This is a genomic window from Microcoleus sp. Pol7_A1 (assembly GCF_036701085.1).
GTDB lineage: Bacteria > Cyanobacteriota > Cyanobacteriia > Cyanobacteriales > Microcoleaceae > Microcoleus > Microcoleus asticus.
The window spans coordinates 25,937-39,248 of record NZ_JAUBQD010000022.1; the positions used below are offsets into that span (position 1 = coordinate 25,937).

General features: G+C 47.0%; 12 protein-coding genes. 6 read left to right on the forward strand and 6 right to left on the reverse strand.

What is annotated here, in order from left to right; translation table 11 throughout:
• Positions 1 to 152: 152 nt before the first annotated feature.
• Positions 153 to 1,172, reverse strand: coding sequence for a type I glyceraldehyde-3-phosphate dehydrogenase (locus tag QUA20_RS14535; protein ID WP_172185783.1), 1,020 nt, complete (start codon positions 1,170 to 1,172; stop codon positions 153 to 155).
• Between the two features lie 197 nt (positions 1,173 to 1,369).
• The gene (gene nadD, locus QUA20_RS14540; protein ID WP_333189512.1) at positions 1,370 to 2,077 is read right to left on the reverse strand and encodes a nicotinate (nicotinamide) nucleotide adenylyltransferase; all 708 of its coding nucleotides are present in this window, start codon (positions 2,075 to 2,077) and stop codon (positions 1,370 to 1,372) included.
• 967 nt (positions 2,078 to 3,044) lie between these two features.
• Here nadD and murC point away from each other — a divergent pair.
• From murC to QUA20_RS14560, 4 genes are all read left to right on the forward strand, one after another.
• Complete coding sequence (gene murC / locus QUA20_RS14545; RefSeq protein WP_333189513.1) at positions 3,045 to 4,601, forward strand: UDP-N-acetylmuramate--L-alanine ligase; 1,557 nt, start codon at positions 3,045 to 3,047, stop codon at positions 4,599 to 4,601.
• A gap of 155 nt (positions 4,602 to 4,756) precedes the next feature.
• Positions 4,757 to 5,713, forward strand: a complete 957-nt coding sequence (gene murB / locus QUA20_RS14550) for a UDP-N-acetylmuramate dehydrogenase (protein WP_172185842.1) — start codon at positions 4,757 to 4,759, stop codon at positions 5,711 to 5,713.
• Positions 5,714 to 5,775: 62 nt separating this feature from the next.
• On the forward strand, positions 5,776 to 6,126 hold the full coding sequence (locus QUA20_RS14555) for a YbaB/EbfC family nucleoid-associated protein (RefSeq protein ID WP_006634273.1): 351 nt from the start codon (positions 5,776 to 5,778) through the stop codon (positions 6,124 to 6,126).
• A 200-nt stretch (positions 6,127 to 6,326) separates the two neighbouring features.
• On the forward strand, positions 6,327 to 6,830 hold the full coding sequence (locus QUA20_RS14560) for a low molecular weight protein-tyrosine-phosphatase (protein WP_333189514.1): 504 nt from the start codon (positions 6,327 to 6,329) through the stop codon (positions 6,828 to 6,830).
• Here QUA20_RS14560 and QUA20_RS14565 read toward each other — a convergent pair.
• From QUA20_RS14565 to QUA20_RS14580, 4 genes are all read right to left on the reverse strand, one after another.
• Positions 6,827 to 7,876 carry a hypothetical protein gene (locus QUA20_RS14565; RefSeq protein ID WP_333189515.1) on the reverse strand — a complete coding sequence of 350 codons (1,050 nt, stop codon included), beginning with the start codon at positions 7,874 to 7,876 and terminating at the stop codon, positions 6,827 to 6,829. The genes QUA20_RS14560 and QUA20_RS14565 overlap by 4 nt on opposite strands.
• 92 nt (positions 7,877 to 7,968) lie before the next feature.
• Positions 7,969 to 8,223: a hypothetical protein gene (locus QUA20_RS14570; protein ID WP_333189516.1), complete on the reverse strand. Its 255-nt coding sequence runs from the start codon at positions 8,221 to 8,223 to the stop codon at positions 7,969 to 7,971.
• 62 nt (positions 8,224 to 8,285) lie between these two features.
• Complete coding sequence (locus QUA20_RS14575) at positions 8,286 to 9,020, reverse strand: response regulator transcription factor (protein WP_333189517.1); 735 nt, start codon at positions 9,018 to 9,020, stop codon at positions 8,286 to 8,288.
• 72 nt (positions 9,021 to 9,092) lie between these two features.
• Entirely contained in the window at positions 9,093 to 10,685 is a 1,593-nt protein-coding gene (locus tag QUA20_RS14580; protein ID WP_333189518.1) for a glucose-6-phosphate isomerase, read from the reverse strand.
• Between the two features lie 463 nt (positions 10,686 to 11,148).
• On the opposite strand from QUA20_RS14580, the gene dusB reads away from it, so the two are divergent.
• Together dusB and argF are read left to right on the forward strand one after the other, a co-directional pair.
• On the forward strand, positions 11,149 to 12,159 hold the full coding sequence (gene dusB / locus QUA20_RS14585) for a tRNA dihydrouridine synthase DusB (RefSeq protein ID WP_333189519.1): 1,011 nt from the start codon (positions 11,149 to 11,151) through the stop codon (positions 12,157 to 12,159).
• A gap of 99 nt (positions 12,160 to 12,258) precedes the next feature.
• Positions 12,259 to 13,179 (forward strand): ornithine carbamoyltransferase, encoded by a 921-nt coding sequence (argF, locus tag QUA20_RS14590; protein WP_333189520.1) that lies wholly within the window; start codon positions 12,259 to 12,261, stop codon positions 13,177 to 13,179.
• Positions 13,180 to 13,312: the final 133 nt, after the last annotated feature.

The window sequence follows — 13,312 nt, forward strand, 5'->3', positions numbered from 1 at the left end:
ATATTTCATTTTCTACTCGCCAACTATCAACTGCCAAAAGTCTCTACCGCTCGAAAACAGAAATAACCAGTCAGCTAGAAATCGACTCAAAAGTACAAAATATCAGCATTTTTACCTTCGGCCGAATGACTAATCCCTTCTGCCTTCGGGTACTAGGCTTCCCACCTTTGGGCGACCAATTCAGCCAAGTCAACCACCCGCTGACTGTAGCCCCACTCATTGTCGTACCAAGACAACAGCTTCACCATGTCGCCATCCATAACTAGCGTCAAGCTGGCATCCAGGATCGAAGAAGCATCGTTTCCGCGATAATCGCAAGAAACAAGAGGCAAATCGTTGTACTCCAAAATCCCTTTCATGGGGCCTTCGGCCGCTTCTTTGAAAACTTGATTTACCTGCTCGGTAAAAGTCTTTTTCTCTACCTGAGCCACAAAATCAACTACCGACACATTAGGAGTCGGCACGCGCATGGCGATGCCATTTAACTTACCCTTTAATTCTGGAATCACCAAAGCCACAGCTTGGGCCGCTCCGGTAGAAGTCGGCACAATATTCATCGCAGCAGCCCGGGCCCGCCGCAAATCCCGGTGGCTGGCATCCAGCAAGCGCTGGTCGCCAGTATAGCTGTGGGTAGTGGTCATCATGCCTTTGACGATGCCAAAATTTTCGTGAAGCACCTTCAGCACGGGAGCTAGACAGTTAGTGGTACAGCTAGCATTGCTGATGACAGTGTAGTCACTGTGCTTGTAGTTGTGGTGGTTAACTCCCATCACGTAAGTACCGACCTCAGGCCCCTTACCGGGAGCTGTAATCAGCACCTTTTTAGCACCGGCCGTGATATGCTTCGATGCACCAGCCTGGTCAACGAAGACGCCGGTTGCTTCAATAATCAGATCAATACCCCAATCTTTCCAAGGCAGGTTGAGCGGATTGCGATCGCTCACGCATTTAACTGTCTTGCCGTTGAGAATAATCGAATTTTCATCCGTACTGATGTCCACATCCTTCAACGTTCCCATCATGGAATCGTATCTCAGCAAGTGGGCATTAGTTTTCGGATCGGAAGTGTCATTAATAGCTACCAGTTCTAGCTGGCTATCTTTTCTGCCCAACCAGCAGCGTGCAAAACTGCGGCCGATACGTCCAAAACCATTGATCGCGACTCTAATCACCTTGTACCTCCTAATGATGGCAGCCCCTTGCTCAGGCTTAAATTTTGGAAAAATTTAAGAATTGACTTATGAGACAAGATCATATCGCAAAGGTCGATCCTTTCTAACTTTTTGTGTTTATCAAAAAAGCTGGAACTTTTTTAGAACGCCGAAATCGCAACCCAGAAGGCATTCGGCATTCGGCATTCGGCCGCTGGTTACTGGTAAAGCTGATGGGCCGCAATATAAGCCCGGACAACTTCCGGGACTAAGTAGCGGAGGTCGCGACTTTCGGCGCAGCAACGGCGGATTTGGCTCGACGAAATCTCGATCGCAGGCATGGACACCACCTCCCAGCGAATATCCACGTCCAAAAGAGCCATTTGTTCGGCAACTCGCCGGCCAACAGCATTTGCCTGAACCAGCATCGTGTCCCCGGAATCGAGGGGCTTTCCACTCGGACAATCTCCCCACTCGGACACTCCCCCAATCTCCCGGCTTTCTCCTGTTTTCCCTCCCTGACTCGGACGCGGGGCCACCAACCAGTCGCACAACCCGCCAATTTCGCCGCACCTATGCCATTTGGGGAGAGTAAGGAGTGCGTCGCTACCAATAATCCAGTACCAGCGATCGCCTGGATACAATTTTTGCAAATACAGCAGGGTGTCTATCGCAAAAGAACTCTCCGAGGCATTTGCCTCCGGCGGCGAAAGTAGGAAGTCAGGGCGATCGCCGATCGCGAGAGCGAGCATTTCCCGCCGTCGCTCAAAACTTGCCAAATCCGGGCGCCACTTGTGAGGAGGAGAGCGATCGGGTACCCAAATGACTCGATCGAGACCAAATTGACTTGCAGCCGTCTCCGCAACCAACACGTGGCCCCAGTGAACCGGGTCAAAAGTCCCCCCCAAAATCGCTATTTTCCCCATATTTCCCAAAAATCAGGATTAATACAGACATCGCGCAAATTTTATGTTTGTACGCTTTTAAACATAAGCTCGTTTATTACAAAACCCTCGCTTCACATCGGAGACCAACCCCTGGAGGACCGGAGTTTTAGCGTCCAGGACGAGTCCTGGACGCTAAAACCGATTTTGTTAACCCCCTTACTTCTTCAAACCTTCAATCAGAGTTAAAAAACCGGTTTCCGAGCGTCGGAGTGCGTCTAGGACTGGATGATTAACCTTACCAATATTAATCCCAACTTGTTTAGAGTGGGTTATCGACCGCCCGAGCATTAGTTTGTTGGCGGGCGACAAAGTTTTGACAGTAGATATACTTAGCGGATTGGTAAAAATTTTAAGGACTGCCAAGAGCCTCGATCGGCTTCTCGATCGAACCCAATCATTGGTTTGATTAATGGCTTTTGGACTATTTCGAGTAACTGCATAACTTGTATACATACAATCAAGTAAAAATATATACTATAGCTGCGATCGTGTCAATCTCTGACTTTCAGGAGAAAATGACCGTAAAAGTAGATTTATGACTATAAAATGAGCGAAATTTTGTCATACGTGGTAGTGTTTGTAAATCCTTATGGGTTTTCCCTCAATCTTGGTAAAAAAGTTGTGGGGCTCTTGCTGCCGTATCCCAGCACAGCAGGCGGATAGAAATAGAAAGAATGCAGGAGTATGCAACTACCCAAAATTAGTCTATTGATCCAGACCCCAGACCCCGTTTTCTGTTCTCTGCAATTTTCGAGCTGTGACTGTTCCGGAAAACTACTCGGTAGTAAGTCATATAGGATACAAGACAAATATCTCTACAAGTCCCGCAAATCAAGGGACGCGCAGAGAATTTTGTACAAAATCTCTAGCGAACTGTATCCTGAAAAAACAATTCTTGATATGATATCGCGTGTTATTGGCGTGGTGTGGTGTGTGAGGAGCAAAGATGCCGAGTTCTGTTGATTTCAGCGGTAGACCATTTCATTTTATCGGCATTGGCGGGATTGGGATGTCAGCCCTTGCCTACATTCTAGCTAAACGCAAGTTGCCTGTGTACGGCTCCGACATTAAATCGAGTCACATAACCGAGCGCTTGCAAGGAATGGGAGCTCATATTTTTTGGAGTCAAGACGCCAGCAATTTTGAATTATTTCAAACGGCCTTTAACGGTAGCAGTCCCGACCGCGGGCCACAGGAAAGGGCCGTATCCTCGGCAGTCGCTGGTACGGTAGGGGCTTCTGTCGCGACAGCCGAAGCTCTCCAATTCAACGGCAACGGTTCAAACGCCCAAGCAATTCCGGGATTACCTCAAGTAGTATGTTCGACGGCAATTCACCCGGCAAATGCCGAATATCGAGCTGCTTTAGATTTGGGCTGTCCGATTTTTCATCGATCGGATGTGTTGGCAGCGTTAATTCAAGATTACCAAAGCATAGCCGTAGCGGGGACTCACGGCAAAACTACTACTAGCAGCTTAATCGGCTTCATGCTGATGGCGGCGGGTCTAGACCCGACGATCGTAGTAGGAGGCGAGGTAAATGCTTGGGAAGGCAATGCCCGTTTGGGGGCAGGCCCCTACTTAGTTGCCGAGGCTGATGAATCCGACGGTTCTCTCGTCAAGCTGGTAGCCAAAATTGGCATAGTGACGAATGTGGAACTGGATCATCCAGACCATTACGATACCCTCGACCAGGTAATAGACACATTTAAGGTGTTTGCCCAAAACTGTCAAACCTTGGTGGGCTGCATTGACGACCAAATCGTCAAAGACTGCCTTCAGCCTCATGTCAGTTATAGCTTGCAGCCGGACAGCGGTGCTGACTACACGGCTTCGGGCGTGGAGTACGGAGCTGAAAGCACCAAGGCCCACATTTGGGAGCGAGGAGCTTTCCTAGGGGAAATGGAGTTGAAGTTGCTAGGCAAACACAATCTCAGCAATGCACTAGCTGCGGTAGCCGTGGGTCGATTGTTGGGGTTAGAGTTTTCGGCGATTGCCAAAGCTATTGCTGGCTTTGAAGGAGCTCGCCGCCGTTTTGAGGTGCGGGGTTTTCACAATGACATCCTGTTTGTGGACGACTACGCCCACCATCCTAGCGAAATTCGTGTCACCTTGGCGGCGGCTCGCTTGCGCATCGAAGGTAGCGAAAAAAATCCCAAATCCCGAAGAGTGGTTGCGATTTTTCAACCCCACCGTTACAGCCGGACTCTGACATTTTTGCCAGAATTTGCTCAATCTTTTGGGGATGCTGATTTGGTTGTGGCTTGCGATATTTATAGTGCTGGGGAAACGAATTTAGGAGAGATTAGCGGGCAGCAAGTTGCTGATTTGATTGCTAAAGAAGGCCGAGAGGTTGAGTTTCGGCCTTCCCTGGAGTCGGTAAGTAAGTTTTTAACCGAAAATCTGCAACCGGGGGATTTGGCTCTGTTTTTGGGTGCTGGCAATCTGAATCAGATTATTCCAGAGGTTATGGCTTTTTATCAAAAAGCCGATCGCCCGGATTAGCTCAATCGCCCATCCACAAGAGTCGATCGACAGCCAGGGCGGTGCAGGTTGTACCGACACTGCTATCTGGCGGGCCGCTCAAAGAGGCGGCATAAGTTAGGTAAATGAATTTTCAACCACGTCTTCGAGCGCAGGTATTTTTAAGGATTTTCAAGATGGTGACTATCTCGAATGACTCCTCTGTTAAGGACAATCGACGAGTGTATTCTCCTATTTCTTTGCGGGGAACTGATTGCAAGATTAACTCCCAAGTTTCGCTGGCAAGCCTGACTTCCTTCCGAGTCGGCGGCCCTGCCGAGTGGTACATTGCTCCCCGCAGTATGGAGGCTTTGCAAGCGAGTTTTGCCTGGGCTGACTCTGAAGGAGTGCCTGTGACTCTGCTGGGTGCGGGTTCTAATTTGTTGGTGAGCGATCGGGGTTTGTCCGGTTTGGTCGTCGGCACTCGCTACCTCAAACAGGTCAATTTTAATCCAGAAACAGGTCAAGTTACAGCCGGGGCGGGGGAGTCAATTCCCCGCCTCGCTTGGTTGGCGGCTAAACGGGGCTGGAAAGGCCTAGAATGGGCAGTCGGCATACCCGGCACTGTGGGAGGGGCTGTGGTGATGAATGCAGGTGCTCACAGAGGCTGTACTGCTGATATTCTGGTCAGCGCTCGCGTCCTATCCCCTGATGGCAAGGTGGAAATTCTGACTCCCCAAGAGTTGGAGTACCGCTACCGGACTTCGGTGCTGCAAGGGGGCGATCGGCTAGTAACAGAAGCGACTTTCCAGTTGCAGCCGGGATTCGACCGATCGCAAGTAATGGCAGAAACTAATGACCATTTCAGCCAGCGGCGGACAACTCAACCTTACCACTTACCGAGCTGTGGCTCAGTCTTCCGCAACCCCGGCCCCAAGACAGCAGGTTGGTTCATCGAACAAGCGGGACTGAAGGGATATCAGATCGGTGGCGCACAAGTAGCTCAGCGCCATGCTAATTTTATTCTTAACTGCGGGTCGGCAACGGCCAATGATATTTTTCAAGTGATCCGCCACGTTCAACAGCAAGTCGAGCAGCGGTGGTCGCTGTTGTTGGAGCCAGAAGTTAGAATACTGGGAGAGTTTCCCTTCTAAGGCATCATTGAAGTAATACGGAAACGGCAGACTGCCAGCCCACACACCATCACAAAGTAGTTATGACAAAATCAGGACAAGGATTTGGCTTCGGCCTGGGAAAAATGAAAGAACTGACTGAAGCTTTCAAAAAAGCTCAGCAGGTTCAAGAAGGAGCTAAAAAGCTCCAAGAAGAGTTGGATGTAATGGAAATTGAGGGAACTGCCGGCGGCGGCTTGGTCAAGGTTTTTCTCAGCGGCAACCAAGAACCCCGCCGCGTGGAAATCTCGCCGGATGCCCTCGGTGAAGGTGCTGATGTGGTTTCTGAACTCGTCACGGTGGCGATGCAGGATGCTTACGCTAAGTCTACGATGACGATGCGGGAGAAAATGGAAGAACTCACCGGCGGACTGAATCTCCCCGGTTTCGGTTAGTCATTAGTCATCAGTCATTAGTCATCAGTCATTAGTCATTAGTCACTGGTGATGGATGTTTAATAACGGCTTGATAGCTAATGACTGGTTGATTGGTATGAAGCAGGAAACATTGGTAATTGGAAGGAAAAATTTTCTTTCCTCTTCCTTCCAATTACCAATTACCAATTACTAATTAATAATTACCAATTACTAATTTAATGTCTTATAAATTATTGTTTGTATGTCTCGGAAATATCTGCCGATCGCCCTCAGCAGAAAATATTATGAATCATTTAATTGAACAAGCTGGTTTGAGCGATCGTATCACCTGCGATTCGGCCGGAACTGCTAGCTATCACATTGGCAGCCCCCCTGACAGGCGGATGGCATTGGCGGCGCGGAAGCGAGACATTGAATTGTTAGGCGAAGCCCGCCAATTTACCAGGAAAGATTTTGAAAATTTTGATTTGATTCTGGCGATGGATCGGGACAATTATCGCAATATTCTTGCTCTGGATGCTACAGGAAAGTATAAAGATAAAGTGCGGCTGATGTGCGATTTTTGCCAGAAATACGACCTTAAAGAAGTGCCAGATCCTTACTACGGCGGCCCGGACGGATTCGATCGAGTAATTGATTTGCTGCACGATGCTTCCGAGGGTTTGTTGGAGTACGCGATTGCTCAAGAAAAATTAAGACTTGGCCGCCAGCAATCAATTTAAAAAAGTGCCTTTTTTCGCCCGAATATTAGCAATGCTGTAGGGGGGACAACGCTAACAAAACTCGTAACTAGCGATATCAGAGTTGTTCCAGCTCCCCCTCCCAAGATAATACTGGGTGACAAAGAAAAAGTTAAACTTGTTAATACAAATTTGGGAGAATTGATACTCAAAGCAGCAATTGGCAGCAAAATAGATGGATACCAAGGCATTAACCAAGGTGTAGCAAACAAAAACAAAGTGAGAGTCGTCCATCCAATATCTGATACCAAATTAATTTCCGAGTCATTTTTGTGGAAGAATGATTTAATCAACGTCACTGCATAGTAAACTATCCAACTTAAATACGCAAAATATTTGAAGAATGATAGAATAATTTCCGTGGTTTCAACACTTACATTGGGCAGAAAATTCAGAAATAAATTGAGAGCATGGTGAAACGATCGAGCTGTCGCCCCGGCGGCTCCGGGATTTAACAGACTTCTCCAAGCTGAAACTGTTGGCAGAAACGTATAAGTTATCACGGCGATAATTAATAAAGAAAGCAAGACTGATGCTACTAAATCTTTCCACCGACGCTCCTTGCACAGAAAAGCAAAAACTAAAGGCAACCAAATTATAGGTAAGGTTTTTACTAGAAAACCCACCCAAATTGCAAAAATTGCAAAAACATAACGTTGATAATAAATACATCCTATTAAAACAATCAATGTATTAGCAACTAAAACGTCAAGGTGAGCGTTAGTTATTTGCTCGTTCAATAGCATGGGATTGACTAAATAGGCCATTGTTATGAGGTTACGGTTTTCATAACTTGTTAGCAACCGCCAAATTAAATAAGCATTGAGCGCGTGTACCAAGACGCAGATGATTTTAAAAATATAAACTGCTATTAAAGGGCTAATAGGTACAGCCAATGCTGATACCGAAAAAAAGAATAGAGAAACTGGGCCGTAGGTAGAAGTTTGCAACCAGTGGAGGAAAGGAGATAAGTTAGAAACGAAGGTATCGGAACTATTAAGATAAGGATTGATGTTATGTAAGCTCATCGCTCCGTAATGCAAGTACAAATAAATGTCACTGCTTTGGGGATAAGCTATGAGCGCAAGTGCCAGAAAAGGGATTGCATACTTGCAAATGTCTAGAAAGCTGGAACTTGTATGTTTTTTTTTATCCAAACAATATATGTAACTGTTGCTATCAAGTAGGAACCGTTAATTAAAAGTCGGATGAGACTGAAACCGTTGGTAGGGAAATCGTTATAGTTTTCTCCACCCTGTAAAACGCTGTAAAATTTGGTAATTCCCATTGATGTCGTGGCTATACAGAAAATTAAGGAAGCTGCTAATGCGATCGCATATAGAATTTTTGGATTTTTTAAGTAATTGTTAATCATGCTGTTATTCATGTTTGTATGACAATTGCAGGTGATTTTATTGGGCGAGCGAGCGTTGGCGGTTATCTGACTAAATGGTGTTCCATCGCAAAGCGAACGAGTTCTGCTCGGTTGTTGCTGTCAGTTTTTCTGAACAAGCTGCTGACGTGCTTTTCGACAGTTCGAGGGCTGAGGTTGAGTCGGGAGCCTATTTGAATATTAGAAAGACCTTCTGTCAGCAAATCTAGCACTTGTCGCTCTCGCTGCGTCAAAGTCGGAGCATTTTGGCTGGGAGATGCCCGTGAAGCGGAGCTATCCCGTAGGGAATCGCCTGTGTTTGACTTTTGAGTTAAAAAATCCGCTTCTGGCTTGCCATTGGCTCTGTTGCGCGCCTCTGTTGGCGTCGTTTCGGGTTCCGGGGAACGAGAGGGGGCCTGAGCGATTAGAGCGTAGCGATCGAGCAAAGAGCGAATTACCGCCCCCAATTCTTGGAGTTCAAAAGGCTTAGCCAGATAATTGTCGCACCCCATCTGATAGCCGCGAATCCGTTCCTGCGTGCTCGTGCGTTCCGTCAAAAAAATCACCGGCAGCAAGCGGAAAGCGGGACGAGTCCGAACTCGCCGCACGAATTCGTAGCCATCCATCTCGGGCATTGTAATGTCCGTAACAATCAAGTGGGGCTGAAATTCATCTACCAAGCCTAAAGCTTCTTTGCCGTTCTCAGCAGGGATTACAGAGTATCCGGTAATTTCCAGATAATCGATAATCGACAAGCGAGTCGCGAAATCGTCGTCAGCAACCAGAATCGTCAAGGGCATGAGGGGAATTTAAAAATTAAACCTTAAAAATTAAAAGTGACTAATTTCACTTTTAATTTTTAATTCTACTGTTTAATTCTGTTTATAACTTGCTGTTAAAGTAGCAGGCTGCGCTAATGTTCCCTCCAAAGCTACGCCGCGCCCGTTGGCTGCCAAATGCCGCAGAGTTTTGTAAATTGTCTCGATTTGCTCTGGCTTTCCTGCTTTTTTGGCTATTTCTGCGACAGACAGAGGTTTTTGGGCCTCTTTGAGCACTTGCAGTACCCGTTGCTGCAAGTCCAATACAGCAGCGGCCGCTTTTTTGCCTGCTTCGACACCCGGTTGGTGATAGGCATTGACATTCACCAAGGAACCGTAAAAACCTACGGCTCTTTCGTAGAGGGCGATTAATGCTCCTACTGTCCGAGGGTTGACTTGGGGAATTGTGACCGTAATGGAATCTCGGTGATTTTCGTACAAGGCTTGTCTAGTTCCCTGCAACAAACCAGACAAATAATCTCCGGAAGTGACGCCGGTTTCTACTTCAGGGGAAATGCCTTGCCTGTCTTCCAACACTTCAATAAATGTTAGGAAGAAATTCGGCACCCCGTCTCGCAGTTGCTGGACGTAGGCGTGTTGGTCGGTGCTGCCTTTGTTGCCGTAAACTGCGATTCCTTGATGAACTGTGTTGCCGTCTAAATCTTCCTGTTTGCCGATCGATTCCATGACTAATTGCTGCAAGTAGCGGCTGAACAATAGTAGTGAATCTTTATACGGCAAAACTACCATATCTTTTTCGCCCCGTCCGTTGCAGGCAAAATACCAACTCATGGCTAAAAGGGCGGCGGGATTATTTTTAATGTCGGGAATTCTGGTAGCTTCGTCCATGACTTTAGCGCCGTCGAGCATCGCCTGAATGTCGATGCCTTGCAAAGCTGCTGGCAAAAGTCCTACTGCTGAGAGTTCCGAAGTGCGTCCTCCCACCCAGTCGGCCATCGGGAAGCTGGCAATCCAGCCTTCGGATTTGGCTAATTTGTCTAGTTTGCTGTCTGTTCCGGTGATGGCAACTGCCTGTTTGGCGAAGTCGAGTTTTTGAGCGGCGAAGGCTTTTTGAACTTCGATCATGCCGTTGCGGGGTTCGGGAGTCCCGCCGGATTTGGAGATTGTAATTACTAGGGTGCTGGCGAGTTTGTCTTTGATTTTGTTGAGAATTCGATCGATCCCAGCCGGATCTGTGTTGTCGATAAAATGAATTGCTAGGGGCGGAATGTCTGGGGATAAAGCTTCGGCGACAAATTGGGGGCCTAGGGCCGAACCGCCGATGCCGATCGAAATTATGTCGGTAAATTGCGGAGCAAAGGGCGGTTTAATATCGCGGTTTTGAACTTTCTTGACAAATGTTTCGACTTGTGATATTCCTTCGACTATTTCTTGTTTTAATTCTGGAGTGGGAGCTAAATCGGGGTTTCGCAGCCAGTAGTGGCCCACCATGCGGTTTTCGTCGGGATTGGCGATCGCACCTGCTTCTAAAGCTGCCATGTCTTTGAAAGCTTTGTCAAATTTGGGCTTCAGTGCTGCTGCGAAAGCGTCGTCGAATCCCATGCGGCTGATATCGAGGTAAAGTCCCAATCCCTCGTTATAGTAAAGCCAGTCTTGATAGCGTTGCCAGAGTGCTGCGGCGTCCATAGGAATTCTCTACAATTTTTTTAATGTTCGATCGGCGTCGTCAGGAATCCACCAATTGTAGTTTAAAACGATCTGATGTACGGCTTTTGCAGAATCCCAATAAATTTAAGCATTAGTCGTCTGAAGGCAGCCGGAGCCGAAGGCAGCCACAGCATTCGGCAGAATTAAACAAAAACAATATGAGTTGCACAACACTCTTTGTAGGTAGATCGCCCATTAATGGCAACACCCCATAGATAGATCGAAGCAACACAGAGTTTTAAATGTGGTCGAGGTTGGGCTTTGGGCCCTGGTTTAACAATATTCAAATTCTGGCGATCGGGATGTGTAAAATAGGCATTGCGGTCAGGTTAAATATACTTTTAGCTGTCACTCAGTAATCGGCTAAAAGTATAGTTAACAACTGTCAACAATCTGAAGTGTAGTATAATATACAGATATTATAATTTAAGTGCGATCGACTATGCTTGCTCTATCTCCCGAATTAAAAGAAAGGTTAGCAACTCCGCTCAAAATCGGCGATTTTGAAGTTAAAAGTCGCGTCCTGCAATCGCCCTTATCCGGCGTTACCGATTTGGTATTTCGCCGCCTGGTGCGGCGCTACGCGCCGGATTCGATGATGTACACGGAAATGGTGAACGCTACGGGTTTGCACTACGTGAAGCAACTGCCGAGAATTATGGAAGTTGACCCGAACGAGCGCCCGATTAGCATTCAATTGTTTGACTGCCGCCCGGATTTCTTGGCAGAAGCGGCCCAGAAAGCTGTGGCAGAAGGAGCGGATACTGTTGATATTAATATGGGGTGTCCGGTTAACAAAATTACTAAAAACGGCGGCGGTTCTTCCCTGCTGCGAGACCCGGAAACGGCCGAGGCAATTGTGCGGGCTGTTGTGGAAGCGGTAGATGTTCCTGTCACGGTTAAAACTAGGATCGGTTGGACTGACAAAGAAATTAATATTTTGGAATTTGCCAAGCGGATGGAAGATGCGGGAGCAAAAATGATTACTGTACACGGCCGCACTCGATCGCAAGGTTACACAGGCCCGGCAAAATGGGAGTGGATTCGCCGAGTGAAAGAAGTTTTATCGATTCCAGTTATTGCTAACGGGGATATTTTTTCAGTGGAAGCAGCGATGCGATGTCTGGAAGAAACCGGCGCTGATGGAGTGATGTGTTCGCGGGGAACTTTGGGCTATCCTTTTTTAGTGGGAGAGGTTGATTATTTCTTGAAAACTGGTCAAGAAAAGATACCTCCGACACCAATTGAACGTCTCGAATGTGCTAAAGAACATTTGCGGGCTTTGTGGGAATATAAAGGTGAAAGCGGTGTCTGCCAAGCGCGCAAGCACTTAACCTGGTATGCTAAGGGTTTCCCCGGCGCTGGGGAATTGCGGGGCCTGTTGGCTGTGGTAGAAACGGTTGAACAAGGTTGCGATTCGATCGATCGCGCGATCGAGCAATTGCCCGCATAAACCTTACCCGCAGATGTCAACTAGGGATTAGAGAAACAAAACCTGCCTCTGCGGGCTAAGATTTAAGACAAAGTTAAAAATTTGTGTGTGGGGGAAAGCATGGATTCCTTAAAAGGGCGAGATTTATTAAGTCTGGCAGATTTAAGCATTGACGAATTAAATTATTTGCTGGATCTAGCAACCAGTTTAAAATCGGGAATGGTCAAGCTGAAACGCAATAAAGTTCTCGGCTTGTTATTTTCCAAAGCTTCTACGCGAACCCGGGTAAGTTTTACGGTAGCAATGTATAAATTGGGAGGGCAAGTAATTGACCTCAATCCCAACGTTACACAAGTCAGCCGCGGTGAACCTTTGGTAGATACAGCCAGAGTTTTAGACAGATATTTAGACATTTTGGCGATTCGGACTTTCGAGCAAAAGGACTTAGCAACTTTTGCCAATTATGCAAAAATTCCTGTGATTAATGCGCTGACAGATGACGAACACCCATGTCAAGTCCTGGCGGATTTAATGACAGTAAAAGAGTGTTTTGGCAAGCTAGAAGGATTGACCCTGACTTATTTTGGCGACGGTAACAACATGGCAAATTCGCTGATGTTGGGCTGTGCAATGACCGGGATAAATGTCAGAATTGCTTGTCCTGAAGATTTCGGTCCGAATATTGAGATTGTGGAAAAAGCTAAGGCAATTGCTCAGGGAAAAACAGAAGTTACTGTAACTGCTGATGCGGAAGCTGCTGCTAAAAATTCTCAAGTGATTTATACTGATGTTTGGGCGAGTATGGGACAGGAAGAGGAAGCAAAAATCAGGATTCCTTTGTTTGAACCCTATCAGGTAAATGAACAATTGCTGAAGTTAGCAGATAAGAATGCAATTGTATTGCACTGTTTGCCCGCACACCGGGATGAAGAGATTACCGATGCAGTGATTGAAGGCAGTCAATCGCGCGTTTGGGATCAGGCAGAAAATCGGATGCATGCTCAGCAAGCTTTGCTCGCAAGCATTCTGGAAAGCGATTAGGAAGTAGCTAAAAATTAGTCTGTCGGGGGATAAAATCGACCTGCTCGCTACTTTTTGCAGACCGCTTCCGTTATCATTTCATTTGAACCAGGATTATTTGCAGCCAGCCTGTAATTATCCGTTTCAACCATGA